The sequence below is a fragment of the Staphylococcus equorum genome (assembly GCF_001747895.1).
GTDB classification, from domain to species: domain Bacteria; phylum Bacillota; class Bacilli; order Staphylococcales; family Staphylococcaceae; genus Staphylococcus; species Staphylococcus equorum_A.
In genome coordinates this window covers 96,219-122,979 of sequence record NZ_LNNB01000019.1, presented here as the reverse complement: position 1 = coordinate 122,979, position 26,761 = coordinate 96,219, and the positions used below count along the sequence as shown (strand labels likewise).

The window sequence follows — 26,761 nt, the reverse complement described above, 5'->3', positions numbered from 1 at the left end:
AATCAACTCAAACTTAATTTGTTTTACCCTTAAAATGAAGCGGGATAGATATCAAATTTGATTTCGTATTCCCGCCCATAATGTTGACTAGAAAAAAATTGAGTCTGAGACATGTATTTATGCCCCAGACTCAATGTTATTAGTTATTTAACTTAACTTGGTTATCAACCAATAATTTGCCATCTTTAATTACTTTTTCAGCATGGTTTATACCATAATGATACGGAATATACTCATGGTTTGGTGCATCCCAAATGACAATATTGGCTTTGTCACCTTTATTAATTGTACCAGCGTCAACATCAATTGCTTTCGCTGCATTTACCGTAACGGCATTCCAAATTTCATTTGGTGATAATTTTAATTTCAATGCAGCAATCGACATTACAAGTTGTAAATTATTCGTTACACAACTTCCTGGATTAAAGTCTGTTGCAATTGCGATAGCTCCATCATTATCTAACATCCCTCTAGCATCTGCGTATTGCTCTTTTCCTAAATAAAACGTTGTACCTGGTAATAATACAGCTACTGTATCGCTATCTTTAAGTTTCGCTTTGCCCTCTGTACTTGATGCTACTAAATGGTCTGCAGAAATTGCGCCTTCATCAATTGCTAATTCAAGACCACCTAATGGATCAATTTCATCCGCATGAATTTTAACATCAAAACCTAGATCTTTTGCTGCTTGCATATATCTTCTAGATTCTTCTACTGTAAATACGCCTGTTTCGCAAAAGATATCTGCAAAATCAGCATACTGTTTAACTTCAGGTAATAAATCAATCATTTCTTGTAAAAAGGCTTGATTAGATTTCGCATCTTTTGGTACTGCATGTGGACCTAGGAAAGTATGTTTCATATCTAAGTTATATTTATCTGCTAAACACTTAGATACACGTAGTTGCTTGAGTTCACTTTCTTTATCTAAACCATAACCACTCTTACTTTCAACAGCTAAAACCCCGTGTTGTATCATCGTTAACAAATTCTTTTCAGCTTTTTTAAACAGCTCTTCTTCAGTGGCATTTCGTGTAGCTTCCACTGTGGATAAAATACCTCCACCTTGTTCAAGTATTTCTAAATATGAGACGCCTTGTCTTTTAAGCGACATTTCATGTTCTCTTGAACCGCCGTGTACTAAATGCGTATGTGCTTCAACAAGTGATGGTGATACAACTTTTCCTGTAGCGTCGATTGTTTCCTTCGCCTCATATTCATCTGTATGGGCACCTGAGTAAACCACTTTGCCATCTTTAACAACTACCGTTCCATTTTCAACGATTTCTAATTTGTCTAAATCTTTTCCTTTTAAAGGACGCTCTGTAGATTTTGGTAAAATTAATTGTTTAATATTTTGTATAATTAAATCATTCATTTTTTATCTCCTTTACCCGTAATCATTGGAATTTTGATACCTTTTTCTTTAGCAACATTAATTGCTGATTCATAACCTGCATCTGCATGTCTTACAACACCCATACCCGGATCTGTCGTTAATACACGTCCTAAACGACGATCTGCGCGTTCTGAACCGTCAGCGACAATGACCATACCAGCATGTAATGAATAACCCATACCTACACCACCGCCATGATGGAACGAAATCCATGAACCACCAGCTGCTGTGTTAATTAAAGCATTTAATACTGCCCAATCTCCCACAGCATCTGAACCATCTTTCATGCCTTCTGTCTCACGGTTTGGACTCGCAACAGATCCTGAATCAAGATGGTCACGACCAATAACAACTGGTGCAGAAATTTCTCCGTCACGAACTAAACGATTTAAAGCTAAGCCCATTTTGGCACGTTCTTCATAACCTAACCAAGCTATACGAGAAGGTAATCCTTGGAATGCAATTTTTTCTTGTGCTAAATCTAACCAGCGAATGAGCTTTTCATTATCTGGGAATAGTTTTCTCATTTCTTCATCTGCACGTTCAATATCTTTAGGATCTCCACTTAAAGCTGCAAAGCGAAATGGTCCTTTGCCTTCACAGAATAAAGGTCGGATATAAGCTGGTACAAATCCTGGAAAATCAAAAGCGTTTTCTAAGCCATTATTATAGGCAACTTGTCTAATGTTATTCCCGTAATCAAAAGCAACTGCACCATTTTTTTGGAATTCGATCATTAACTCAACATGTTTTCTCATTGAATCTTGCGATAACGCAACGTATGCTTTAGGATCTTTATCACGTAGTGCTTTTGCTTCCTCTAAAGAATAACCTTGTGGAATGTAACCGTTCAATGGATCATGTGCACTTGTCTGGTCAGTAACAATATCAATTTTAAAGCCTTTATCTAAAATGGCTTTGTGTGTATCTACAGCATTACCAACAAGTCCGATAGATAATGGTTTGCCTTCTTGTCGTGCTTCTTCGGCTAAACGTAAAGCTTCATCTAAGTCATGTGTCTTCACATCGCAATAACGCGTTTCTATACGTTTATCAATACGTGTCTCATCAACATCTACACCGATTACAACACCGCCATTCATTGTAACGGCCAGTGGTTGCGCACCACCCATGCCGCCTAGACCGGCTGTTAAAGTCACTGTCCCATTTAACGTGCCATCGTAATGTTGATTAGCAAGCTCACCAAATGTTTCATAAGTGCCTTGAACAATACCTTGGGAACCAATATATATCCAGCTTCCTGCTGTCATTTGTCCATACATCATTAAACCTTTTTTATCTAATTCGTTAAAGTGATCCCAATTTGCCCACTCTGGTACAAGCACTGAATTTGAAATTAATACACGCGGCGCTTCTTCATGTGTTTTAAATACAGCAACTGGTTTTCCGGATTGCACTAACATTGTTTCATCCGCTTCTAATGAACGTAACGTCTCTTCTATCGCTTCAAATGCTTCCCAATTTCTAGCTGCTTTACCAATACCGCCATATACAACTAAATCTTCAGGACGTTCAGCTACTTCTGGATCTAAGTTGTTATACAACATTCTAAGCACTGCTTCTTGTTCCCAGCCTTTACATTCAATATCTAAACCTTTTTTTGCTACTATTTTTCTCATGAAAAATCACTCCTCATTTTAATTAATTAACCTTTGTTTAATAAATCTTAAAATAACCATAATGCGAATGGTATCGTGATGAGTAAAGTAAGTACTACTCTTTCAAACCATATCAAGACCAATTTACCAACTGATATTTTTATCTCAGTTGAAAGAATCACAGGTACAACACTCGAGAAAAAGATAATTGCCGAAACACTCATTACGCCTACTATAAATCTCGTAGCTAAATCAGCAGTTTGTGCAATCGCTGCAGGCAACAGCATTTCAACAATCGAAATGGTTGAGGCTTGTGCTAATATTGCTACATCTTGGACTGGGAATATACTTATAAATGGATAAAAAATATAAGATACATATTCGATTATCGGTGTGTATTCAGCAATAATTAGACCTAAGAAGCCAATAGACATAATAGAAGGCAATATCGCAATTGTCATTACGACGCCGTCACGTAAATTTTCACGTACATTTCCTATTAGCGAGTCAGCATTTTTAACAGCTAATTTAGCTTCTAACCAAGACTCTTTTAATAAAGGCATATTTCTGCGTTTTTCTTCTTTATATGGTTGGTTCTGATATGTCGTGTTTTTCTCAAATCTTATAGGTGGGAGTTGTACGGTAATGGCAGTAACTATAAAAGTCACTGCAAGTGTGAACCAAAAGTAAAGGTTCCAATGTTCGATAATACCTAGTGTATTAGCTACTATAATCATGAAAGTAGCAGATACAGTTGAAAAACCTGTCGCAACGATAACTGCTTCTTTATGCGTATAGCCGCCTTTCTTATAGACTTTATTTGTAATTAATAAGCCAATTGAATAACTCCCTACAAACGAAGCAACCGCATCAACTGCTGATTTACCTGGCGTTTTAAAAATAGGTCTCATTACTGGTCTCATAATTACGCCAATAAATTCTAATAAACCGTAACCCACTAAAAATGTTAATAAAATAGCTCCTACTGGGATTAACACACTTAGTGGTATCGCTAATTTATCGTATAAAAACGGTCCAATACTTTCTTTCAATACAAATCCTGGTCCAAAATCAAAGACAATCATGAAAGCAATGAAGACGCCTAGTACTTTAAATAAGCTAAATATAATATCAGTTTTTGATTTGTTCCACTTTTTATTAATAAATGGATGTAATGCACCTATAATGATTAAAAGTAATACATAATATGGCAAAATTGGATTCACCAAATATGTAATCCACTGAACAATATGATCAATCAGAATTGTTGATTTACCATTAATCGTTATAGGTACAAAGAAACATATAATGCCAATCAAGCTATAAATGAAAAATTTCCACATGTACTTCACGCCCCTAACATGAAAGTACGCCTCCCGCTATATTACTAAGTATAATATGATATGATATATCCTACCAATATAAATAAACTAATTATTAATAGTTTAAAACTATAAATGAAATACGGATTCAAGGAGGCATTGTGTTGAAAATCATTCAATTAGAGTATTTTGTCGCTGTTGTGAAATATAATAGTTTCACTAAAGCTGCTAACTTTTTACATATTAGTCAACCGTCTTTAACGACTACAATAAAAAAAATGGAAGCCAATTTAGGTTATGACCTTTTTATGAGAACTACTAAGGATATTAAAATCACTGAAAAAGGAATTCATTTTTATAATTACGCCCAACAATTGATACAGAATTATCATCAAACAATCGAAAAAATGTATGACCTTAGTATGGGACATGCGCCTAAAATCAAATTGTCTATTTTAGAATCAGCAAATCAATGGATTTCTCAAGTGCTTTCTATCCATTTAAAATATAACCCCAACCAGACTTATCTTGTATCTGAAGTGCATGACCAAAATAAAATACTGGAACAGCTCATCAATTTTGAAAATCACCTTGCATTGACCAATGAACAAATTAGTCATGAAGATATTAAATCTATTCCTTTATATGAAGAATCCTATGTCGTTATTACACCTAAAAATGCTTTTCCAGATACTAAAATAACGTCTATTAAATCATTGCCATTAATCTTACCTACCAAAGGTTCTCAAGTACGTAAACATCTTGATGATTACTTTACACGTATGAATATACATCCGAATATCATTATGGAAGTTGATCGTTTTGAAGCGGCTACTAATTTTGTCCATAGAGGATTGGGATATGCAGTTATTCCACGTGTATATTATCAATCATTTAACGCTCGGGATTTGGATGCTTTGGAAATGCGTCCCAAATTAGGTCGTTCTATTTATATCAATTACCTAAAAAAAAGAAAGCACTCAGAACGAGTACTTTCTTTTATAAATCAATGCATTGATTATTGGAATATTAAAGAATAAAATGATGTAAAAAATTAGCAGATAATTTAGCAGTTCGATTATCCACATCATATTTTGGATTCGTTTCGGCAATACTAACAGTCGAAACTTTCTCACTTGGAATAATACGTTTCGCCAATTCAAGGACAACATGTGGTGATAGGCCTAATACAGCATTTGCACTTACCCCCGGTGCGAATGCACTATCAATAACATCCATACATATCGTAAACATAATCACATCATGATCATGTATAAAACGTTCTATCTTATCCTTAATTGGAGGAGAAATTTGATGTAACAATTCATCAGAATAAACAAAACCGATGTCTCTTTCTTTCGCGTAATCAAATAGTGCTTGCGTGTTACCACCTTGTTGAATACCTAATACTAAATAATCAGTATTTTCATCCTGTTCTAAAATTTGTCTAAAGCTCGTACCAGAAGTAGAACCAGATTCTTTTCTAGTGTCAAAGTGTGCATCAATATTGATGACACCAATAGAAGCATCAGGAAACGCCTCACGTGTGCCCAAATACTGTGCATAAGCGATATCATGTCCGCCCCCTAACAAAAAGGTTTGGTTATGTCTTTGTATCGATGAAGCAACATAATGCGCAAATTCTTGTTGTGTTTCTTCTAAAGTCTCATGATTATGTTCAACATTACCATAATCATAAATTGAACATGTTCTCAAGACTGGTAAATTAGCAAAAGTCTTCTTGATTGCGTCTGGGCCTAACTTAGCTCCAATTCTTCCTTTATTAAGTTCAACACCCTTATCAACCGCATAACCTAACATACCTACACCGTGACGTGGCTCATCGTACTCATCTTCAATATTACGAAATTGTATTGTTTGAAAATGCCTGAATTCTGTTTCCTCTGTTTCACTATCTACTCTTCCTGTCCATAAATCACGTTGTGCTAATTTATACATAGTTCTCCTCCTTTTGAAACTATATCGACACTTAAAGTATACGCTTACATTTTTACCAATTCAATTATATTTATAATTATCTTTACCCACTTGTTTAAAAGTTAATTTTGAAATTCATATTAAAATTGTTGCATTTAGACGTTTGATTTTGTAAAAGTATTACATTTCAATGATAAATATTTGAATTTAATTTATTTATCACTAAGAAGTATGTATAATTAGGAATAAATGATTTTTCTGAACCCTATTGGAGGTTACATAATGAATACAAAACGTATACCAGGTTTTCAATGGGCAATGATGATATTTATTTTCTTCATTATTGCTTATGCAGCACCTATTATACTTAAAGATTTTCAAGGTACAATTTCTCTTAAAACTTTTGTCTTTGACATGAGCAGCTTAGCACCATTTATTGCTGCCGTTATATGTTTACTCGTCTTTAAACACAGAGGTACGCAACTTGGTAGTTTAAAGTTTTCAATTAGTTTAAAAGTTATAGAACGTATCATTTTAGCACTTGTCATACCATTAATTATTTTTATTATTGCTATGATTTGCTTCAATGTTTATGCTGATAGTTTTGTACTTCTACAAACAGACGATTTATCTGTTTCAATTATATCAATTATTATTGGTCAAATTATCATGGCTTTCTTAGTAGAGTTTGGTTTCCGTTCTTATTTACAACATATTGTTGAAACTAAGATGAATACATTTATCGCATCTATTATCGTGGGCATTATGTATTCAATATGGAATGTTAATATTTCATTTAGCTTTGATTATGCGATATATAGTTTCCTTTATTCTTTCGCTTTTTCAATGATTATTGGAGAACTTATTCGTGCTACAAAAGGACGTACAATATACATTGCGACAATATTCCATGCGACAATGTCATTTGGATTCGTTTTCTTATTTAACGAAGAATTGGGCGATGTGTTCCCAATGAAAGTAATTGCTTTAACTACAGCCGCTGTTGCTGCTGTTTACATTCTATTAAGTATTATCGTTCGTTCGATTCTTTATTTCTTCACAAAACGTAATTTAGATGAAGTGGATGATAACAACTACCTTGATCACGTTAATGAAACTTCTGAAAACGATGCACAAACTGATGATGATGTTGATGAAGATAGTGTTAAAGATGAAAATAAGACAAGCACATCGTCTTCAGACAGCTTAAAGTCAACGACTGCTGCAAGTGGTGTTGCTGCGGCTCATCATACAGCGCATGACTCAGATCAACAACACACTGATGAGACAACAAAGACGACAACTTCAACAGTCGATGATAAAAATACAGCACCGTCTACAACATCTACTGTTAATGAAGCAACTGAACAAAACAACGCAGATTTAACTACTGATGATAATCAAAAAAAGACAAACACTGAAAGCAACACGACGTATGATGATCATGTTGAAATAAATGAAGAAGATGACAAAACAAAATCTAATGATAATAACGACTCAAACAATTTGACTAATAGTTCCGTTGAAGCATCTACTGAAAAAGTAAAGCATGATACAACCGACAACGATAATGAGTCATTAAAAACAAGTGCACGTTATTCATCTTCTCGTAAATCTTCAGCTGTGAGTGATGCGAAAGCATCCATTACAGATGATGATCATATTGAAGACACATCATCAACTGAATTAAACTCTACAAACGCAACACATAATGATCAAGAAGAAGACAATGATTCAAATGATAAACAAACGCGTTCACCTTTTAATCTTAAAAGTAAACGTGGTCACCGTCGTTAGTTACACCAATGCGTAACATTATTAAAACTTGAGGAGTATGGTATGCCTCACAAAGTGTCGACAGAGCCTCTGGCTTTGTCGGCATTTTTTGTTTATGCTGTCTGCGCGTCCGATATTGCTTTATTAACTAGTCAGGCCTCTCCAAAGCATTACCATCTTTAAATAAAAATACAAAAAAGCGGATGAGACATAATTACATGTCTCATCCGCCATTTTTATTATTTATTTTTCAAGTACTTTCACACCGTCTGGTGAACCAATAATAATTTGGTCAGCAACATCTAAGAAATAACCGGTTTCCAATACACCCACAAGATGGATTAAATACTCATGCATTTCGTAAGCATCTATACTTCCGTTTAAATCTAAGTCCAATATATAGTTACCATTATCTGTAATAAATGGCACATCATCAACAACACGGCGTATTGCTTTAATATTACCCTTACCATATGACTCAATCTTTTTAGAAACGAGTAGCCAATTAAATTTATCTACTTCCACAGGAAGCTTAAACGTTTGGCCTAAATAATCTACGCATTTACTATCATCTATTAAAACAATAAATCTGTCTGCCATAGCATCAATTACTTTTTCTCTGAATAGTGCTCCACCGCCACCTTTTATAAGGTTTAATTGATTGTCTACTTCATCAGCGCCATCAATTGCGATATCAATTTTATCCACATCGTTTACATCGACTACACGCATACCTAATTCCTTTGCGATATAAGCTGTTTTGTTTGAAGTACAGACGCCAGTTATATCAATATGTGCTTGTTCTAATTTCTCTGCGATTTTTGGCACGAGTAGTTCAATTGTTGAACCTGAACCAATACCCACAACCATACCATCTTTAATTTGGTCTAATGCATCATCAAATGTACTTAACTTCAACTGTTTTTTATTCATAATGCTTCCCCTTTACACACAGTACTTTTATCTTTATTGTACATGAGATTCATAAAAATACATAGCTAAAAAACGTAATTATAAGACGCTAATATATGTTCACTTGCATATTCTGAAAATTGTTTTAAAATGATAATCACTAAACTGCAGGAGGTACTGAATTATGATTTATGCGCTAGATGCAATTTCTACAGGTAAAATTCAAGATTTATCATACAGTACAAAAAGACCGATGCGCTCAGCCTTAAACAAAAAGAGAATTACAAGTCAAATGTGGTTATCGAAGACTGGGTTTATTGAAGATGAGCAAGAATATAAAGGACACGGTGGACCAGATAAAGCGCTATGCCTTTATAGTAAGAAGAACTATGAATTATGGAAAAATGATGTTTCTACATTACCTGACTATGCTATGTTTGGTGAGAATTTAACTGCTGTCGATTTAGATGAAAATGACATTTATTTGGGTGATCAATTTCAATTAGATGAAGCAATTGTAGAAGTATCTGAAATAAGAGAACCATGTTGGAAAATTCAAGAAAAGTATAAAATTCCAGATTTAGTTAAGCGCATGTCGCGTTCTTGCAAGACTGGGTTTTATCTTAGAGTTATAAAAGAAGGATTTGTAGATGATGGTGCAAATTTAGAATTCATACATTCTTCAAACACGCATATGCCGCTTTCGGTGTTCGAACTGAATGACATCTATTATAACGATAATAAAAATATAACACGTTTAACAGATGCTTTGAAAAATCCCTATCTAACTGACGAGAGACATTCAAAATTGCAAAAATTTTTAAAACGCGCACAAAACATCGCAGAGAAATAACTATATAAATGGGAACTAGATAGAAAACTAAATTTTTCTAATAAGGTTTGTTGTATGATTCGACTTCGGCAAAGATGACTAGAAAATGGACTACAAGAATTGTAAGTCTTTAAAAGTTTAATATAAGCGCATTTCCAATGCAGTTAACTACTGCCAATATAAAAATAAGTCTGAGACATATATTAATGTCCCAGACTCATTTGCATAATATCAATTTAGTTTCTATAACTCTTTTTCAAAAATTTTATATGACGTTTTTGAATAGTATGGTTGATTCGCTTCCAATATAGATGGTGCTTTTTCTCCCATTAAGTTAATGTCATTTGGTATACATTGCGTCTCAAGCGTAAAACCAGAATGTGCCTTATAAATATTAAAGTCACTTTGCCAACTTGTAGTATCATTAAATGTGAAAATGACAACATTTGGCATGTCAGTGTTCACTGTTAATAAAAAGCGTTTATTTTCAACGGTCATTTCATTGCCACCTATATCAAATGGATGATCGATGCCGCCAAAACGTTCCATTTGTGCTTTCACAACTGGATGCTCACTCGTAAAGATGTCTTTAAATTGTATGTTTTTTTCGTTAAACGTGTCCACTAAATCAATTGGTTCCATGCTTTCAACGATATTATCGTCGCCTAATAAATACATATCTAATTTTGAACTTGAAATACTATGGTTATCAATCACATTATTATCTCTATTCAAATTAAAATAAACATGATTCATCGGATTAAATAACGTTTTCTCTGTAGCGGTTGCTTTGTATTCAATTGTCCATTTATGATCAACATCATAAGAATGAATTACTTCTAGCTCAATATCACCAGGAAAATGGTCGTCCGAACTTTTTATAGTTGTTGTGAAAATAACTTTTACTTGGCCCACTTGCTCTTCAATTTCATAATCAAAGAAGCGTGTACCAATACCTTCTGGCCCACCATGTATGTTATGTTCACCGTTATTTGCGTCAAGCTGATAAGTCTTTCCATCTAATTCGAAAGTCGCATTTGCAATTCTGCCACCATAACGGCCAATTGTTGCCCCGAAATGAAATGGGTTTTCCTCATAGAATTCATCTGCTTCTACAACATTTCCAAGTACAATGTTATTATCATCATACTTCCATGAGACAATACGTGCACCATAATTTGTAAAAACAATTTTCGTTTCTTCATTATCAATTTTAATTAAATCAATACCATTACTTTGGCTTTCTACTTTTGCAAACATCATCAATTACTCCCTTTCAAACCCAATACTTTTTCAAAAGTTAATATCAGGTTTTATCATGAATAAAAACATCACTTACAAACGTGGCCTGTAAATCACAACTCAGAAGGGGATCTTCATTGTGTTTAGGCAATGTAAACTGTCTCACTACAAGTCCAATTTATTTGAATATTTATTTTGAAAATAATAATTCAATTGTAGTGAACAATCCCTATCACACATAATACGATTAAATGTAACAACATCAATGTGATTAACTATGCTTCCCTCTAGCATAAGTTAACTTGCAAAGTCACTGTGATGGAATAACACAAATCTTGTGTAATATTTAATACTCCCTAATTCTTCTATTACTCTCTTATATTGTAACAATTTAGTCAAATCTTTATCTATACTAATCGTCAATTTTAACAAACAATCATAAAAATTGTTATACTTTTTCTATTATTATACAAATAATAGCCAAATTTTCATTTTACAATATTATAACTTTGTTGAATTCCTCTTTATTCTACTACTTAATTTATATAAGTACATAGTAATTTTATATAAACAAATTTCTATTCACTCTAAAAAGATACGTTTTTTATACACAATAAACGTATCAATCATAAAAAATAAACTACCTCCACATATTACATGTTGATGGCAGTTTATTTTAATCGCTCATTTTAAATTATTATTTTTTATTAAATATACGTTTTACCGAACTCATAAAGCCTTTATCAAAACTCAAAATCGTATCTTTATAACTACGCACTGCAACCCATAATAGTATAAAAATAGTGATAATAGAGATAATCATACTTAATACAATTTCCCATATAGCAACATCTGGCGTGGATGCACGAACAAACATCACAAATGGTGAAAGCAATGGTATGAAGCTGGTAATTTTCACCAATAATGTATCTGTGTTCATGATACTAAATAAGGAAATATAAAATGCAATCATACTAATTAATGTCATTGGCATTAATGATTGATTAATATCTTCTATACGAGCAGTAATAGATCCTAAAATCGATGCTAAAATAATATATGAAAGTATACCAATAATCATTGATATGATACCTACGACGATTAATTGCACGGTTAATTCGTTTGGTTCAATATTAAACCCTTTTAACATATCTCCAATATCAAACAATAAGAAACATATAATGCCAGCCACAATAAATATACTGATTTGGGTTAATGCTACTGAAACCACACCTGCCATCTTCGCAAGAATATGCGTCACTGGTGACACACTCGTAATAATCATTTCGATAACTCGTGATGTTTTCTCAGTTGCGATTTCCATAGCAACTTGGCTCGCATAATTGAAAACGATAAAGAATATAAGCATCACGCCTGCATATACAATCATTGTATTAAAGCCTTTTTGAGCTTCACTTAAATTTGAATTGTTAGCATTATCTGCAAGCACTTCTGAAGTTACTTCACTTTGAGACTGTAACTGCTTTAATTCATCTTGTGATAAGTTTAAATTCGCTGCAACAAATTGTGTTTGTATAGTTGATAATGTCGCTTTTAATTTTTGCTTATCTTGTTCTGAAACAGTATCTTTACTCAATATTTTACCTGAAAGTTTTTTATCTTCACTCAGTTTAATAACGTAAGCTTTATCTAATTTTTCGTTTTTAACCTGTGACTTTGCTTGTTTTTCTGATAATTGCTTAAAGTCTGCGCCTTCATCAAGTTGATCACCTTGTGATTTAATGACTTTATAAATTTCATTATTCGATGAGACAACCCCTACTTTATCAGGTCCATCATCAAATAAATCAATAATTTTATTAATATTCGCCGCTCCAACCATTAAAAGAATCACAATAGCTGTAAAAATAACAAATGACTTTGTTTTGACTTTACTTTTATAAGTTAAGGAAAAAGTCGCAAAGAATTTATCCATTGACGTCACCTACTTTTGCTATAAAGATTTCATTTAGTGATGGTTCTACAACTTGGAACCGTTTGACGAAACCATACTGTGTTACAACTTCATAAATTTTTTCAGCAACCGCTTCTGTCTCAATCATTGCTTTGATTTCTCTTTTACTTCTATCTACTTGTAATACACCGTCAATGCTATCTATTTCTGGCATTTCATGTTCTGTTTCTATAACGACGCTTTTCTTACCATGATTTGCTTTCACTTCATCAATTGGACCTGAAACAACAAGCTCTCCCCGATTTAGAATACAGACATTGTCACATAATTCTTCTACATGTTCCATTCTATGAGAGCTATATATAATAGTAGTACCAGCATCATTTAAATCTTTAACAGCTGATTTTAATAACTCTACATTGACTGGATCTAAGCCACTGAATGGTTCATCCAAAATTAATAATTCTGGTTTATGTAACATACTTGCTAAAAGTTGGATTTTTTGTTGATTCCCTTTGGATAATGCTTCAATTTTCTTTTCTCTATTTTCGTTAATACCAAACCTATCTAACCAATAATCTATAGCTTCCGTAATTTCTTTGGACTTCATTCCTTTTAAAGTAGCTAAATAACGTAATTCATCTTCTACTTTCATTTTAGGATGTAATCCTCTCTCTTCTGGTAAATAGCCAATGTGGTTGTATGAAGTCTTGTCTATGGGTTTGTCATTATATGCAATTTTACCTTCAGTGATTGGCGTTAGTCCTAAAATCATTCTGAAGGTTGTCGTTTTTCCTGCACCATTTCTGCCTAGAAAACCTAACATTTTACCTTGTTCTAAAGATAATGAAATATCATTAACCGCTGTAAAATCTTTATATTTCTTGGTTACATGTTCAATGTTTAGTGACATTGTGCCCCGACCCCTCTCTTTTTAAAAATAATATACTTTGATAATACCATTAGATCAAGCAAAGTTACATTTTAAATTCAACTTTGCTTGACATGATTCTACTTTTTTACTTCTTGTGCAAGTGATATCGCACAAGAAAAAATTAACGCTGTTTCCACTTAAACTAAGTTGGTAACAGCGTTTTAATTTCAGTATTTTAATTCCTCTTGTTTTTGATTATGAGTTTGTCCAAGTTGCTCATTTTCTTTAGGGTTAAAAGTATCCTCATACATGTGAGCATTCGAGCGAATGTGATTACCATATTTATGGCTCGTCCCATATTTATTTGTTTTTCTCTCACTATCCAAACAACAAATAACTAAACAATATATTCCTAATACCGCATAAATGATATATATCAACATCAGCGTAATGATACTAGCAATATTAGCATATTCAGGATCCATCGCATTTATTAATGTAATCATAATATTAGTAACAATTAATACGGCAAAATAAATCACTGGAATCAACATTTTCCTACCAGTATCATGAAATCTTCTAACCAATAATGCCCAGCAAGGAATCAGTGTAGCTAATCCATATATAACTAGATATATAAAAGATATGAATATTAAAATGCCTCCAATTACAGTGATTTCACCAGAATAAGATGAAAGACCTGAAACAAGCATGATAAAACCTATAATAAGTAATATTAGCCCTGGTATCATAAAAATCATATGCCATAATGTCATATACCAATATTCGCTTCGACGTGAGCGCCCTTTAAAATTAACATAGTTTGTCCAGAACAATTTGAGCGCTTGAAGAAAACTAACTTTTCGCTCCATCATACTCCCCCTTTCATATTCATTTGTTAAAGATAATTTTTAATTCACATTAAATTTTGGTACATTATATGTAAATTCTTTAAATATCTTATTTAGTTTAGTGTAACAAACTATTTTGTAAGTAGTAATACAATTTTACTGATTCTAAAAAAAACATTTAAAAATATTTATTTTTTAAAAAACTAGAAACCGGAGGAACAACTCATGGATTTTTTACGTCGAGATACAATAACTATTGCTAAAGATTTATTAGGTATCAAAGTGATTTTTCAAGATGAACTCGAAACATTCACTGGATATATTGTAGAAACAGAGGCCTATGTTGGCAAAGAAGACCGTGCCGCTCATGGTTTTAATGGAAAAAGAACGCCCAAAGTAGAATCTTTATATAAACGAGGCGGGACGATATATGCACACGTGATGCACAATCACCTTTTAATAAATTTTGTCACAAAAGATGAAGGCGTCCCTGAAGGTGTATTAATTAGAGCTGTCGAACCTGAAGAAGGTATCGAAACCATGAAATTAAATAGAGGAAAAAGTGGATTTGAATTAACCAATGGACCTGGAAAGTGGACCAAAGCTTTTAATATTCCTCGACATTTAGATGGTTCTCGTTTAAATGAAAGTCGTCTATTAATCGACACTAAAAATCGTAAATATCCATGTGCTATTGAAGAAAGCGGACGTATTGGAATTCCAAATAAAGGCGACTGGACATTTAAACCACTACGCTTTACTGTAAAAGGCAATCCCTATGTCTCTAAGATGCGCAAATCAGATATGACTGATTCAGAACATACTTGGCGCAAATAACTAATTATAATCATATAGAAAAAGAGCTTCCAAAAATGGAAGCTCCGCTACGTTCGTTTCTATTTCTTTTATCGATTGATTTATTCAACATTACAGACCCCGCCACTGTTTAATTTAAACATATTATATTATTTTTGTTTGAAAAATGGCAGTAACTTGGGCCGACTCCTGCGGGAAAAGCACTAGCCGAAGACTACAGGCTGAGGCTGTGCCCGCGGAAAGCGTGCACAAAAAAGTGCCAACAAAGTCAGAGACTTTGTCGACACTCTGAGGGCTTCCAAAAATGGAAGCTCTCTTTTCTATATCAAGCATAAGTTTTTCATCAACTATTTATTTTTTAACTTTTTATTTCCATCTAATAAACCAAATTGAATTGTAATAATTGTACAAATAACCAATATAACTGGATAGAATGAATATTTTAATACTTCTAAATAAGAGACATCGCCATATTGCTCTACCATTAACATCCCGCTGTCATGAGGGAGGACCATTAAAGCACTACAAGCAAATATATCTAGTAAGCTGGCCATCCGTTTAGGTGGCACTTTATATTCATCACCAATCTCTTTTGCAATTGGTGCCGAAATAATAATCGCTAACGTATTATGTGAAAGTGCAGCAGATAGGACACCTGACATCATACTGATGACATATTCAGCACTTTTACGCCCTGTAGCTTTTCGCTTCATAGCTTGAATGATCCAATCTACACCACCATAGTATCGAATCAATGCTACAAGGCCAGATACTAAGAATGCTACAAGGAAAATGTTGAACATACTTTCCATACCATCACCAATCGATTTCGTAAATTGGAAGATACCCATTTGACCTTGAACCAAACCTAGTAATCCAGCCATCCCAATACCAAGAATAAGCACAAGAATGACGTCTAAACCTGCAATAGCTGCAATTAATACAAATATATAAGGTAAAATATTTATAAAATTAAAGCTTAAGTCGCCTTCTACTTTACCTGTACCACCTACAATGGCGTATATAATCGCCGTAATTAATGCTGCCGGCAAAGCGATGAGCACATTCATTTTAAATTTATCTTTCATCTTTGCGCCTACGCCGTTCGTTGCAGCAATCGTTGTATCAGAAATAATAGATAAATTATCACCAAAGTAAGCCCCTGCAATAACAGCTGCACCCGCTGCTGCTACGCTTAAGTCCGCTGCTTGTGCCACGGCTACACCTACAGGGATAAATGCTGCTTGCGCTCCTGTTGAAGTCCCTAACGTTAAGGCAGCAAACCCACTCATTATAAATATTCCTGGGATAAGTAAACTTGGCGGAATCACGGATAGACCCATGTTGACCATAGCTTCTTTACCACCCATTTCAGACGTAACCGTTGAAAAAGCACCTGCAAGTAACAAGATTAATCCAAGATTTACAATGCCTGAGTTCCCTGCGTGTTCAGTGAAAATCTGAACTTTTTTCGTAAATTTCGTTTTTCTATCATAACAAGTCCATGCTATGACAATACCGATAAAAATAGCGACATGTCGTGGCAGTTGATCAAAAGCATCCTCTTTGCCCATAATCGTAAATGTAATCCCCACACCGATATATAAAATTAAAAATATTAATAACGGCAATAACGCTAACGCACCATATTGTTTTTCACTTCTTAATGATTCATCCATATACTTACTCCTTATAACCTAGTATTTACATATGATATATAGTATATCAAAACCTATTGAATGTCATTGCATAAAACTTCATTTCTTTTATTCAGTTATTTATTTTCGTTCCATCACATTGATATAGCTCATTTTAATACTACCTCTATTATATTACGAATCAATTTTGAAGCATTGCTATTACCTTTAATACTATATAAATTAACTTCTATTATAAAACAAGGTGTTAAATTACACAAAAAAACTATATATTTCTAAGCATTTAATTTTTTTCTAGCATTATCATATTCGAGAATGTATAATAAATATAATGGGCTTTTGTAAGCACTTTCTTGTTTAAGTGCAAAAATTGTTTACATATCACATTATAGGAGAGATTTATTTGTAAAATGAGGGGGAATGAAAATGCTAGAGCTAGATGCTATTACTACTTTAGCACTTGCGAGTGTTTTATACCTTTTAGGTATATATGTTGTGAATCACATATCAATTTTAAGGCGATTATGTATCCCAGCACCAGTAATTGGTGGTTTGTTATTCGCGATACTTGTTGCTGTCTTACAATCAACGAACATTATAACAATAAAATTAGATTCTGATTTTATTCAGAATTTCTTTATGCTTGCTTTCTTTACAACAATTGGGCTAGGAGCATCATTAAAACTACTACGCTTAGGCGGAAAAGTATTAATATTATATTTTATCTTTTGTGGCATTCTTGCCGTATTCCAAAATATCATCGGTGTATCTATCGCAAAAGTTTTAAATATTCCGCCATTGCTTGGACTAACAGCTGGTTCAATGTCAATGGAAGGTGGACATGGTAATGCTGCAGCATATGGTCAAACCGTGCAAAACATGGGTATTGATTCCGCATTAACAGCCGCTTTAGCAGCCGCAACATTAGGACTTGTTGCTGGTGGTTTAATTGGTGGACCAGTCGTTAAATATTTAATAAATAAATATAATTTAAAACCAGAACATGCAGAAGAAACAACAAAAGATTATAGTAATGTAAAATCAAACTCATATTTAAGAAACCGCATGACACCGACAACAATTTTCCTATTACAATTTTCAATTGTAGCCATCTGTATGGCCATTGGTTCTTATTTAGGTAATACGTTCTCAGACTTAACAGGTATTAATATTCCTGTTTATGTAGGTGCTATGTTTATCGCAGTTATTATACGTAATATATCAGAATATAATAATTTAAATCTGATTGATATGAAGATTATCGATAGTATCAGTGATGTTTCTCTTAGCTTATTCTTATCTATTGCCTTAATGAGTATTCAACTTACTGAAATTTATCAATTAGCGATTCCACTGATTGTTATTGTATTAGTACAAGTTGTATTCATCGTATTATTCTCAGTCTTCGTCGTATTCCGAGGACTTGGTAAAAATTATGATGCCGCAGTTATGATTGGTGGTTTCATCGGACACGGTCTAGGTGCTACTCCTAACGCAATGGCTAACTTAGATGTTATTACTAAAAAATACGGTGCATCACCTAAAGCTTATCTTGTCGTTCCGATTGTCGGTGCGTTCTTAATAGATTTACTTGGTGTACCAATCGTTACAGCATTCATTAACATTTTTGGTTAAGGTAAAAATGACATTTGAATCAAACTGAGATATAAACATGCTCAGTTGAATAAAAGGATGGCCGAGACAAGTATTTATGTCTCAGCCATCCTTTTTTATTACCTAATATCTAATCCTCTTTGCTCTATCCATGATTCTAGCTTAGGACTAAAGATCATTTGTGATTGTTTTAAATCTTTAATTGTTGGCGTATCAAGCATGGTCATAATTTTCTTCATATGCTCTGTGAATTGTTCAGTATAATTAATTGTCTCTGTAATGCCATGGTTCTCGACTTGGTTTAAAAATGGTCGTGACATACCAACAGCACTCGCACCTAAAGCAAGACATTTCACTGCATCTAATGGTGTTCTCACACCACCACTTGCTAATATATCCATATCTTGCTGATGTGCAGTACTTTCTAATAATGATTCAACAGTCGTTTGACCCCATAAACCAAGATAATCCATATCTTTATACGTACGTCTTTCATTTTCAATATCTACAAAGTTTGTACCGCCACGTCCACTTACATCAACGTATCGGATTCCAATCTCATACAATTGTTTAATTGTTTCTTTGCTCATACCAAATCCAACTTCTTTAACAATTACTGGTACATCCACATGTGCTACAATTTGCGCAAGGTTTTCCATCCATGTAGAGAAGGTTCTATTCCCTTCTGGCATGACAAGTTCTTGGGGCGCATTTACATGAACTTGTAGCGCTTGTGCATCAAGTAATTTCACTGATTCAACTGCTTTATCTACAGGCACATCTGCACCAACATTACTGAATATAATACCATCAGGATTTGTTTCTCTTACTACACTAAATGATGAAATCATTTTACTATTACGCAAAGCAGCATGTGTAGATCCCACAGCCATTGCCATCCCAGTTTCACGTGCAATGATTGCCAGTTTCTCATTGATCTCTTTCGTCCATTCACTGCCGCCTGTCATTGCATTAATATATAATGGTTTCTTAAGTGTAAAGTCCTTTAATTCACTTTGTATATTAACATCATCCACATCAATATTCGGAATTGAATGATGGACAAACCTTATTTCATCAAAATCTGAAATTGTAGCATCTTGTTGTGCCATTGCAATTTCTACGTGCTCATTCTTTCTTTGTTCTCTTTTATTATCACTCATCTTTTGCCCTACTTTCAATCCTTATTATGTTCACTCTATTATTTAAAACATTACCTCTATTTTCAATTATAAAATTAAAACCATTTTTCTTTTTTAAAATAAAAAATACTCCCTATACTAATCGCTAACATGATTGCAAGCACAATGTAATAACCGTAATCCCATTTAAGCTCTGGCATATTTGAAAAATTCATTCCATATATACCTGTAATTAATGTCAGAGGGAGGAATACAACAGATACTAAAGTAAGTATTTGCATAATGCTATTCATCTTATAGTATGAATATGACGAATAATTATCCCTGATTTCTTCTGTCATTTCTTGTGATAAGTTCATTATATTTTCTTGTTTAATCATATGATCGTCTATATGTTGAATATACATATGATTTTTGTCATCTACAAGTAATTGACTGCTTTCTTTCATATTCTCTACTAATTCTCTCATTGGATATATAATACGCTTTAATTTTATGATTTTTGAACGTATTTTAAATACATCATCCATTATTTCTTTAGTTGAGCTACCATGTGTTTCTCTATCTTCTAACTCATAGACTTTATTTTCGATATCATAAATTAATTCAAAATAAGTATCTACAACTTCGTCCAAAATATAAAGTATCACATCTGAAGCGTCTAAATCCGATTCATAATGACTTGAGATATACTGTTCCACCTCTTGTAACACATCAAAAGGCTTATGATGATATGTAATTAACATGTTGTCTTTAATGAACAAATTCAGTACTTTATCTCCTTTATATTGCGAGTCCACACTATGAAACACTATGTATTGATAAGTATCATAGGTTTTATATTTAGCTCTTGGAGTCCCATTTACCGTATCATCAATTTCAAGCTGATTAAAATTAAAGTATGATTGTAACATCTCGTTTTCTTCATCAGATGGATCATTAAAATCACACCAGATAAAAGTAGCTGATTCAGGAATTTCTTTAAAGTGATTAACTTGGGTTAAAGTTTCTTTGGAAGTCTGATATTTTATTGTCACACTCATAATTTCCCTCCTCAAATCATTTCTTCTATTTTACCATGAAATAGACCGTATGTATGGTTTGGTAAGTTTTAGTTATTTTTCTTTAGAAAATACATTTGCATGTTAAAATTTAACTATTACTTTTGTTTTTAACAACCAAGGAGCTGTTTACATGAAAAAGCCTTTTACAGTAGTTCAAACTGTTGCTAAAGAAATGATTGACCATAACGGACACGTACATGATGCGAACTATAATATGGTTTTTAGTGATGCAATTAACCAATTTAATTATCAGCATGGTTTATCACTTCAAGAACGTAAAGCATTAAATTATACAATGTTCACTGTCGAGGAACAGACTGCTTATTTATCGGAATTAATTGAAAATGACCAATTCTACACCAGTGTATATATATATAATTATGATGTTAAGAGAGTACATTTCTTCTCTATAATGAAACAACAAGACGGGACGACTGTAGCTACAAATGAAGCTATGATGTTAGGTATTAGCAGAGAGACTAAAAAACCAGCCCCATTCCCTCAACATTATTTAGATCAAATTGTAAGTTATTATGATAATCAAGGACGCATCGATTGGCCTAAACAATTAGGTCATCGTATCAACATTCCACAATAAGGAGATGTATATTTATGACACAAAATATAAGAGAAATCGTACAATTACAACTTTATGATTTATTCGATAATACTAAATTTGAACTTAGTGAACTTAACCAAAATAAAAGTCTCGTTATTAATGGCCCTGATAGTAAACTCATTAAGCGAGGTTTAGATATAAGTTATCTCCAAGGTCAAAAGAAGGCAATCGATGCCATTCATACGCTTTTAAAAACATATACAGACGACCGTACATTCATTGAACATTATAATAATTACACGCTTATTACTTCTGAAGAATTTGAAACATCTGCTTCTAACTTTAGTTCAATGATTGAACCTCAAGATGAATTTGAATTATTTTTAGCCACTCACTATAATCTAATGGGTCAAAAATTAGTTATTGATACAATTAACACACTTATAAATACTTAAACGTAATGAAACGGTAGTGGGACAGAAATCTAATGTTTCTAAAAAGATTTCGTTGTATGAATCATCTCGTCAAAGTTGACTAGAAAATGATTGAGGCTGAGACAAGTATTTATGTCCCAGCCTCGTTTTATTTTATTCTATATCTTTTGCCTTTGTAAGTTGGATTTTCATTTAAAATAACTAACTTTATCGTACATTATACATCAATTGTATTAACGATTTGTTTAACCACTTTATGAGACTCTCTAATAGGCAAAAGTTCGAATGCATGAACCATATTTTTATATTCATAATAATGTATGGGTTGTTGACGCTCTTCTAAAATATCAACCAATTTTTTCATATCTGGTTGATAAATTTCACGCGTACCACCAAACATAAATATCGGTGGTAAATGACTTAAATTCCCATTAATAGGTGAAACTTTAGGTTCATCTAGTGAAAAACCTTTTGACCAATGACGCATAATTTTTTGAATACCATATTTATTTAGAATGACATCTTTCTTTTCTAACTCTTCTGTAATCGCTTCGTTTTGTAGATCCGCATCTAGAAGTGGAGACAGTAAATAAAGTTTATTTGGTAAGGGTTGTTGCTTATCTTGTAATTGTTGCATAAAGCCTAATGCTAATGCACCGCCAGTCCCATCACCCATAATGACAATTTCATCACTACTCACTTCGGATAATAATTGATTATACACTTCAAAAATAGCACTATATGTGTCATCAATATAGTACTCAGGTGCTTTAGGATAAATTGGCATAACAATTTCATGTAATGTACTTAATGCGAGCTTATCCATTAATCTCCAATGAAATGCTGACGGTTGCAATACATTGTAGCCACCATGTATATATAGTATTTTTTTCTTGCGACTATGTCTAAAACAAAATCTGAAAAGTTGCATGTTCCCTATAGTTTGCTTATCCAAATCAGATTTTACATTTAATGTTTCTGGTTGTTTATGCTTTTTTTCATTCATTTTTAACCTTGTATCTAAAAATCGTTCAAAATCTTGCTCACCTTCAAATAAAATTGATCTATGTGGTAATAAATACTTGTTGATAAATTTTGTTGTCAGTCTTGATTTCATTCATAATCAACCCAATCTCTATATTTAATGTGCATTTTATCAGAATTTTTTAATATAATTTAGTATTTAAAAATTAATGTTATGGTAAAATTAATACAATGACATAAAAAAGAAGATATAATATAATGTAAGTAACATAAAAAACCCCTATTTTAAATGCTATTGAATATTAAATACATTCTATCGATAATTAAAATGTATCAGTTATTAAGCATTATAACAAAACAAAAGTCATAAAATAAGCAGATGCTAATAATAGTTTAGCGAAAGGAGCACCTTATGGCCGAAAAAAACAAACAGTTTGCCGATTTTGAGCACACATTAACGAGCGAGCCTATGCAAAGAGGATCTCGCTACGGTAAAAAGAAACTTTCTTGGGTGAACATACTTATCCAACTTATCGTATTAATATTAGTAGCTATTACAGGCTATAGTATGTTTAAGGAACCTATTTTCAACCTAGTATTTGTCAAAGAAACAGTTAATTTCCATCAACTTACAAACTTTCAGGAAACGATCAATAGCTTCTCTAACTTAAATATCAATGTTGAAAACATTGACAACTTACAAACAAGTATCGATCGTTTAATATTAGTGTTTTATGTATTTTTTATTGCTTGTATCTTTAGTTTAGTTTTAACTATTTTTACGATTATTTTTAATAGAACTGCATTAAAAGTTGTCAATATGTTTATTATTGCTATTATGTTAGTTATTACATTTGGTTTTTCTTACTTAATTAAAAATATTGCTAAACGTATTGCCGATTCAATGAATCAATATTACGTTTCCGTTAGGCCTATTGATATTTTGACAGAAGCCGACGCAATTCATAATGCGCTCATTCTTTTAGGTTGTAGTATTGCATTGATTATCATTAGTATGCTTTTTAGAAATCGTAAACCTCGTATACGTGCTTAATATCGAAAGCATAAGCGTTGATTCATTAAGCTAATACAACTAAATTTAAAATAGAAATAACCAATCCATTAGACAACTAACGGATTGGTTATTTTTGTTTTGAGAATGATTATTTATATCTCATGTTTCTATCTTATTGTTACTTTAATTTTCTTTTGATAAATAATGTTCTTTCCCTTTTAAGAAAAGACTCAATATAAATGCAAGTGCACTTAAACCTGTCGCAACTAAGAACGCACTATTCACACCATTGATGGAGGCAATTTTCTGAACAAATTCTAATAATTGTGATGTCGCTAATTGTTCGCCACCCATTGTTTGTGCCATTTCTTGTAAACGATCTTTAATAAATGGATTCGTTTTATCCAAATCTTGTGAATAAGCAGCGATATGTTCAGTTGTTTGTGTTGACATTACAGTCACTAATAACGCTGTGCCTATAGAACCTGAAAGTTGTCTTAATGTATTGGATAAGGCATTACCATGCGAAATCAAACGTTGTGGCAAGGAGTTCATGCCTGCAGTCATAATCGGCATCATGATAAAACTCATACCAAATGAACGAATCATATAAACTACCATTATGTGATTATACGTTGTATTCCCATTCAGTTTCGACAATTCCCATGTTGCATAAGTCATGATTGCTGTACCTATAAGGGCTAACGGTTTAATACCAATTGTATCTAATAATTTACCTGCAATAGGACCCATTAGACCCATAATTAATGCACCAGGTAATAATAATAACCCAGAATCCATTGGACTAAATCCTTTTAAGTTTTGTAAATACAGAGGCAATAGAATCATACCACCGTATAAACTCATTGTAACAATCATATTGATTATAGTTGTTAAAGTGAAACCTGAATATTTTAATACTTCCATATTCAACATCGGTACACGCATTGTAAGTTCTCTAATAACAAAGGCAATAATAAAGATAACACCTAGCACTAATGAAATTAACACGATAGGTGAAGTCCATGTATTATTCCCCGCTTCACTGAAGCCATATAATAGCGCGCCAAAACCAATGGTACTAAAGATAATACCTGGAACATCTGCTTTAGGGTTTGTCGTAACTTGATATACTCTAAACCATATATAACCAATAACTAAAGCTACAAGTCCGATGATAAACATACCATAGAACATAACATTCCATTGATAATTTTCAACGATATATCCAGATAACGTTGGACCAATCGCTGGTGCTAAGATCATTGCTATACCTAATGTTCCCATTGCCGCTCCACGTTTTTCTGGTGGGAAAATCGTCATAAATACATTTGTACCCAACGGCATTAATACACCAGCTCCAATGGCTTGTAATACACGTCCTGCCATCATCATTCCAAATGAACCTGATATACCACAGACTAAAGAGCCTAATGTAAATAATGCCATCGCAACTAAAAAGAGTTTACGATAAGAATATTTATTAAATAAAAAAGCACTGATAGGAATTAAAATACCGTTGACCAACATAAATCCTGTCATTAGCCACTGACCCGTATTCGCAGAAATATTAAAATCAATATTGATTTCTGGTAAAGCCACGTTCAATAACGTTTGATTTAAAATCGCAATAAACATACCAAAAATCATGGCTACTAAAACTTTGGCTTGTGTAGCGCCTTTACCAAACATAAATGAATTATGTTTGGCTTTTAGTTGTTCATTGACTTGGGCTTCTTCTGAATTTGGATTTATCTTTTCGTGATCAGAATCAGTTTGTTGTTGTACTTCTTCTGTTTCTGTATTGACGGTTTCGCTTTCATCATCAAGCACTTCAGAATCCGATGTAACGTTTTCACTTGTATGATGTATTTCTTCAGATTGTGACGTTGTTTCGCTAGATTTTTCATTGTCTCTTACTTTAAATTTAGATTGATAAGTTTCATTCGATGTGTTGTTTTCATGCTTAGCATGTTCCATTTGTCGCATTGATTTCTTCTTATTTTTTTTAGTGATAAACAGATTCAATAATCCGACAAGAATGAGCGCTATGACTACGTAAATTATAATGAAGGCTATTGTCATTTCAAGCCCTCCTTAGTTTTTATGAATTTTGACTTCAGCGTTCATTCCTGGAACAACATTATTAGATGGTTTTGAATCTAGTGAGATTTTTACAGGTACTACTTGAGAAACTTTAGTATAGTTACCATCACTGTTTGTTGAAGGCATCATTGAAAAACTTGAAGCTGTTGCTTTACCAACTTCTTCTACTTTACCTTTAAGCTCAGCATCTTCACCGTCTAGTGTTATATTTACATCTTTACCTTTTTCAACATCCGCAATATCTTTTTCATCAACATTTGCAGTAATGTATGAATCATCTAAATTATAAGCATAGGCAATTGGCGTTCCAGCTTGCGCCATTGAACCTTCCATACCATCTGTTTTTACAATCGTTCCATCTTGGGGCATTTTAATATCCATATTTTGTGATTGGCCATCTTCACCTTTTGCTGCGATTTCTGCAACTTTGTCGCCTTTACTTAACTTCTCATTATTCTTAACGTCAAAAGATTTAATTTCGCCTGCTGCTGGAGCTGAAACTTTAATTTGCTCTCCATCAACTTTGGCATTATCTGTACTGACAAATCCTGTAGCTTGATTATAAAAGTGGAAACCAACTACTCCTATTATTACAAGAACTACAATGGTAATGACATTAATTAACACCATTTTCTTCATTACACTTTCCTCCTATTTGCTTTTAAAATTCACCTTATATATTATAGAGT

General features: G+C 33.0%; 23 protein-coding genes. 8 read left to right on the top strand and 15 right to left on the bottom strand.

Going from position 1 to position 26,761, the window contains the following annotated elements:
- Nucleotides 1-139 precede the first annotated feature (139 nt).
- Genes hutI through AST02_RS09180 form a run of 3 tightly spaced genes read right to left on the bottom strand, consistent with a single transcriptional unit; the run spans nucleotide 140 to nucleotide 4,361 of the window.
- On the bottom strand, nucleotides 140-1,378 hold the full coding sequence (gene hutI / locus AST02_RS09190; RefSeq protein ID WP_069817600.1) for an imidazolonepropionase: 1,239 nt from the start codon (nucleotides 1,376-1,378) through the stop codon (nucleotides 140-142).
- Nucleotides 1,375-3,039 carry a urocanate hydratase gene (hutU, locus tag AST02_RS09185; RefSeq protein WP_069817599.1) on the bottom strand — a complete coding sequence of 555 codons (1,665 nt, stop codon included), beginning with the start codon at nucleotides 3,037-3,039 and terminating at the stop codon, nucleotides 1,375-1,377. The genes hutI and hutU overlap by 4 nt, the downstream gene beginning before the upstream one ends.
- Nucleotides 3,040-3,086: 47 nt before the next feature.
- On the bottom strand, nucleotides 3,087-4,361 hold the full coding sequence (locus AST02_RS09180; RefSeq protein ID WP_069817598.1) for a YjiH family protein: 1,275 nt from the start codon (nucleotides 4,359-4,361) through the stop codon (nucleotides 3,087-3,089).
- A 143-nt stretch (nucleotides 4,362-4,504) separates the two neighbouring features.
- On the opposite strand from AST02_RS09180, the gene AST02_RS09175 reads away from it, so the two are divergent.
- Nucleotides 4,505-5,380, top strand: coding sequence for a LysR family transcriptional regulator (locus AST02_RS09175; RefSeq protein WP_065338604.1), 876 nt, complete (start codon nucleotides 4,505-4,507; stop codon nucleotides 5,378-5,380).
- Here the strand turns inward: AST02_RS09175 and hutG are convergent.
- On the bottom strand, nucleotides 5,370-6,299 hold the full coding sequence (gene hutG, locus AST02_RS09170) for a formimidoylglutamase (protein WP_069817597.1): 930 nt from the start codon (nucleotides 6,297-6,299) through the stop codon (nucleotides 5,370-5,372). The genes AST02_RS09175 and hutG overlap by 11 nt on opposite strands.
- Nucleotides 6,300-6,560: 261 nt before the next feature.
- Between hutG and AST02_RS09165 the strand changes: the two genes are divergently transcribed.
- Nucleotides 6,561-8,075: a CPBP family intramembrane glutamic endopeptidase gene (locus tag AST02_RS09165; RefSeq protein ID WP_069817596.1), complete on the top strand. Its 1,515-nt coding sequence runs from the start codon at nucleotides 6,561-6,563 to the stop codon at nucleotides 8,073-8,075.
- A gap of 222 nt (nucleotides 8,076-8,297) precedes the next feature.
- On the opposite strand, the gene AST02_RS09160 is transcribed toward AST02_RS09165, so the two are convergent.
- The gene (locus AST02_RS09160; protein ID WP_069817595.1) at nucleotides 8,298-8,987 is read right to left on the bottom strand and encodes a ribose 5-phosphate isomerase A; all 690 of its coding nucleotides are present in this window, start codon (nucleotides 8,985-8,987) and stop codon (nucleotides 8,298-8,300) included.
- A 163-nt stretch (nucleotides 8,988-9,150) separates the two neighbouring features.
- On the opposite strand from AST02_RS09160, the gene AST02_RS09155 reads away from it, so the two are divergent.
- Complete coding sequence (locus tag AST02_RS09155; protein WP_069817594.1) at nucleotides 9,151-9,819, top strand: MOSC domain-containing protein; 669 nt, start codon at nucleotides 9,151-9,153, stop codon at nucleotides 9,817-9,819.
- Between the two features lie 222 nt (nucleotides 9,820-10,041).
- Here AST02_RS09155 and AST02_RS09150 read toward each other — a convergent pair whose 3' ends face one another.
- The 4 genes from AST02_RS09150 to AST02_RS09135 all read right to left on the bottom strand — a co-directional run bounded on the left by AST02_RS09150 (nucleotide 10,042) and on the right by AST02_RS09135 (nucleotide 14,701).
- On the bottom strand, nucleotides 10,042-11,058 hold the full coding sequence (locus tag AST02_RS09150) for an aldose epimerase family protein (RefSeq protein WP_069817593.1): 1,017 nt from the start codon (nucleotides 11,056-11,058) through the stop codon (nucleotides 10,042-10,044).
- A 679-nt stretch (nucleotides 11,059-11,737) separates the two neighbouring features.
- On the bottom strand, nucleotides 11,738-12,976 hold the full coding sequence (locus AST02_RS09145; RefSeq protein ID WP_069817592.1) for an ABC transporter permease: 1,239 nt from the start codon (nucleotides 12,974-12,976) through the stop codon (nucleotides 11,738-11,740).
- Nucleotides 12,969-13,868 carry an ABC transporter ATP-binding protein gene (locus tag AST02_RS09140; protein ID WP_069817591.1) on the bottom strand — a complete coding sequence of 300 codons (900 nt, stop codon included), beginning with the start codon at nucleotides 13,866-13,868 and terminating at the stop codon, nucleotides 12,969-12,971. The genes AST02_RS09145 and AST02_RS09140 overlap by 8 nt, the downstream gene beginning before the upstream one ends.
- Before the next feature lie 188 nt (nucleotides 13,869-14,056).
- Nucleotides 14,057-14,701: a DUF805 domain-containing protein gene (locus tag AST02_RS09135; protein WP_069817590.1), complete on the bottom strand. Its 645-nt coding sequence runs from the start codon at nucleotides 14,699-14,701 to the stop codon at nucleotides 14,057-14,059.
- Between the two features lie 204 nt (nucleotides 14,702-14,905).
- Between AST02_RS09135 and AST02_RS09130 the strand changes: the two genes are divergently transcribed.
- A complete protein-coding gene (locus tag AST02_RS09130; RefSeq protein ID WP_069817589.1) occupies nucleotides 14,906-15,517 on the top strand; it encodes a DNA-3-methyladenine glycosylase in 612 nt (203 codons plus the stop codon).
- A gap of 326 nt (nucleotides 15,518-15,843) precedes the next feature.
- Here the strand turns inward: AST02_RS09130 and AST02_RS09125 are convergent, their stop codons facing one another.
- The gene (locus AST02_RS09125; protein WP_069817588.1) at nucleotides 15,844-17,175 is read right to left on the bottom strand and encodes a Na+/H+ antiporter NhaC family protein; all 1,332 of its coding nucleotides are present in this window, start codon (nucleotides 17,173-17,175) and stop codon (nucleotides 15,844-15,846) included.
- Between the two features lie 405 nt (nucleotides 17,176-17,580).
- Between AST02_RS09125 and gltS the strand changes: the two genes are divergently transcribed.
- On the top strand, nucleotides 17,581-18,789 hold the full coding sequence (gene gltS, locus AST02_RS09120; RefSeq protein ID WP_069817587.1) for a sodium/glutamate symporter: 1,209 nt from the start codon (nucleotides 17,581-17,583) through the stop codon (nucleotides 18,787-18,789).
- A gap of 98 nt (nucleotides 18,790-18,887) precedes the next feature.
- Here gltS and fni read toward each other — a convergent pair whose 3' ends face one another.
- Both fni and corA read right to left on the bottom strand, forming a co-directional pair.
- Entirely contained in the window at nucleotides 18,888-19,931 is a 1,044-nt protein-coding gene (fni, locus tag AST02_RS09115) for a type 2 isopentenyl-diphosphate Delta-isomerase (RefSeq protein ID WP_069817586.1), read from the bottom strand.
- A 74-nt stretch (nucleotides 19,932-20,005) separates the two neighbouring features.
- Nucleotides 20,006-20,953: a magnesium/cobalt transporter CorA gene (gene corA / locus AST02_RS09110; RefSeq protein WP_069817585.1), complete on the bottom strand. Its 948-nt coding sequence runs from the start codon at nucleotides 20,951-20,953 to the stop codon at nucleotides 20,006-20,008.
- A gap of 151 nt (nucleotides 20,954-21,104) precedes the next feature.
- Between corA and AST02_RS09105 the strand changes: the two genes are divergently transcribed.
- Nucleotides 21,105-21,572, top strand: a complete 468-nt coding sequence (locus tag AST02_RS09105) for a thioesterase family protein (RefSeq protein WP_069817584.1) — start codon at nucleotides 21,105-21,107, stop codon at nucleotides 21,570-21,572.
- Nucleotides 21,573-21,586: 14 nt separating this feature from the next.
- A complete protein-coding gene (locus AST02_RS09100) occupies nucleotides 21,587-21,988 on the top strand; it encodes a hypothetical protein (protein WP_069817583.1) in 402 nt (133 codons plus the stop codon).
- Nucleotides 21,989-22,184: 196 nt separating this feature from the next.
- Here the strand turns inward: AST02_RS09100 and AST02_RS09095 are convergent, their stop codons facing one another.
- Nucleotides 22,185-23,084, bottom strand: coding sequence for an alpha/beta hydrolase fold domain-containing protein (locus AST02_RS09095; protein WP_069817582.1), 900 nt, complete (start codon nucleotides 23,082-23,084; stop codon nucleotides 22,185-22,187).
- 279 nt (nucleotides 23,085-23,363) lie between these two features.
- On the opposite strand from AST02_RS09095, the gene AST02_RS09090 reads away from it, so the two are divergent.
- Nucleotides 23,364-24,005: a hypothetical protein gene (locus AST02_RS09090; RefSeq protein WP_069817581.1), complete on the top strand. Its 642-nt coding sequence runs from the start codon at nucleotides 23,364-23,366 to the stop codon at nucleotides 24,003-24,005.
- A 144-nt stretch (nucleotides 24,006-24,149) separates the two neighbouring features.
- Here AST02_RS09090 and AST02_RS09085 read toward each other — a convergent pair whose 3' ends face one another.
- The gene (locus AST02_RS09085; protein ID WP_069817580.1) at nucleotides 24,150-26,051 is read right to left on the bottom strand and encodes a DHA2 family efflux MFS transporter permease subunit; all 1,902 of its coding nucleotides are present in this window, start codon (nucleotides 26,049-26,051) and stop codon (nucleotides 24,150-24,152) included.
- A 12-nt stretch (nucleotides 26,052-26,063) separates the two neighbouring features.
- On the bottom strand, nucleotides 26,064-26,711 hold the full coding sequence (locus AST02_RS09080) for an HlyD family secretion protein (protein WP_069817579.1): 648 nt from the start codon (nucleotides 26,709-26,711) through the stop codon (nucleotides 26,064-26,066).
- Nucleotides 26,712-26,761: the final 50 nt, after the last annotated feature.

Coding starts and splice junctions, on each gene's coding strand:
- hutG (WP_069817597.1), bottom strand. CDS start 6,299: ATGTATAAATTAGCACAACGTGATTTATGGACAGGAAGAGTAGATAGT.
- AST02_RS09155 (WP_069817594.1), top strand. CDS start 9,151: ATGATTTATGCGCTAGATGCAATTTCTACAGGTAAAATTCAAGATTTA.
- hutU (WP_069817599.1), bottom strand. CDS start 3,039: ATGAGAAAAATAGTAGCAAAAAAAGGTTTAGATATTGAATGTAAAGGC.
- AST02_RS09165 (WP_069817596.1), top strand. CDS start 6,561: ATGAATACAAAACGTATACCAGGTTTTCAATGGGCAATGATGATATTT.
- AST02_RS09160 (WP_069817595.1), bottom strand. CDS start 8,987: ATGAATAAAAAACAGTTGAAGTTAAGTACATTTGATGATGCATTAGAC.
- fni (WP_069817586.1), bottom strand. CDS start 19,931: ATGAGTGATAATAAAAGAGAACAAAGAAAGAATGAGCACGTAGAAATT.
- AST02_RS09090 (WP_069817581.1), top strand. CDS start 23,364: ATGGCCGAAAAAAACAAACAGTTTGCCGATTTTGAGCACACATTAACG.
- AST02_RS09125 (WP_069817588.1), bottom strand. CDS start 17,175: ATGGATGAATCATTAAGAAGTGAAAAACAATATGGTGCGTTAGCGTTA.
- AST02_RS09130 (WP_069817589.1), top strand. CDS start 14,906: ATGGATTTTTTACGTCGAGATACAATAACTATTGCTAAAGATTTATTA.
- hutI (WP_069817600.1), bottom strand. CDS start 1,378: ATGAATGATTTAATTATACAAAATATTAAACAATTAATTTTACCAAAA.
- gltS (WP_069817587.1), top strand. CDS start 17,581: ATGCTAGAGCTAGATGCTATTACTACTTTAGCACTTGCGAGTGTTTTA.
- AST02_RS09180 (WP_069817598.1), bottom strand. CDS start 4,361: ATGTGGAAATTTTTCATTTATAGCTTGATTGGCATTATATGTTTCTTT.
- AST02_RS09140 (WP_069817591.1), bottom strand. CDS start 13,868: ATGTCACTAAACATTGAACATGTAACCAAGAAATATAAAGATTTTACA.
- AST02_RS09080 (WP_069817579.1), bottom strand. CDS start 26,711: ATGAAGAAAATGGTGTTAATTAATGTCATTACCATTGTAGTTCTTGTA.
- AST02_RS09100 (WP_069817583.1), top strand. CDS start 21,587: ATGACACAAAATATAAGAGAAATCGTACAATTACAACTTTATGATTTA.
- AST02_RS09105 (WP_069817584.1), top strand. CDS start 21,105: ATGAAAAAGCCTTTTACAGTAGTTCAAACTGTTGCTAAAGAAATGATT.
- AST02_RS09150 (WP_069817593.1), bottom strand. CDS start 11,058: ATGTTTGCAAAAGTAGAAAGCCAAAGTAATGGTATTGATTTAATTAAA.
- corA (WP_069817585.1), bottom strand. CDS start 20,953: ATGAGTGTGACAATAAAATATCAGACTTCCAAAGAAACTTTAACCCAA.
- AST02_RS09085 (WP_069817580.1), bottom strand. CDS start 26,051: ATGACAATAGCCTTCATTATAATTTACGTAGTCATAGCGCTCATTCTT.
- AST02_RS09135 (WP_069817590.1), bottom strand. CDS start 14,701: ATGGAGCGAAAAGTTAGTTTTCTTCAAGCGCTCAAATTGTTCTGGACA.
- AST02_RS09145 (WP_069817592.1), bottom strand. CDS start 12,976: ATGGATAAATTCTTTGCGACTTTTTCCTTAACTTATAAAAGTAAAGTC.
- AST02_RS09095 (WP_069817582.1), bottom strand. CDS start 23,084: ATGAAATCAAGACTGACAACAAAATTTATCAACAAGTATTTATTACCA.